Raw genomic sequence first — 371 nt, 5'->3', positions numbered from 1 at the left:
GGCAAAAGAAATGCGCAGCAGGTCATTAAGACTTAACATACCTACAATCTTGTCATTCTCCACTACCGGCAGGTGCCTTATATGATTTTTCTTCATTAAAGCTTCAGCAGTAGAAAGATCATCAGACAAGGAAACTCTGTGGATGTTTTTTGTCATTATTTCGGAAACTCTTACGTCATTTTTCATGGTGTTCAGGATTAAACTGCTTTACACGGGTCTTTTAAAAATACGACAAAATCGCCTTATTCTAATCAAACAGAAGGGATTTTTTAAAAGACAATTTCCGGGGATCGGGACTCATCAACCTTTCCAATTTGGTAAAATCTATTATCTTGCCTGTTCTTATTTTAAACCCTAAAAACGAAAATGAA

At 35.8% G+C, this 371-nt stretch carries 1 protein-coding gene; it reads right to left on the bottom strand.

The window, feature by feature from the left end; genetic code table 11:
• On the bottom strand, positions 1-186 hold a 186-nt coding region (locus HC175_RS20625), incomplete at its 3' end, for a CBS domain-containing protein (RefSeq protein WP_168139887.1).
• Between the last annotated feature and the right edge of the window lie 185 nt (positions 187-371).

The organism is Salinimicrobium oceani, assembly GCF_012037645.1.
Note: the sequence above shows the minus strand (reverse complement) of the source record. Positions and strands in the feature narration are given on the sequence as shown.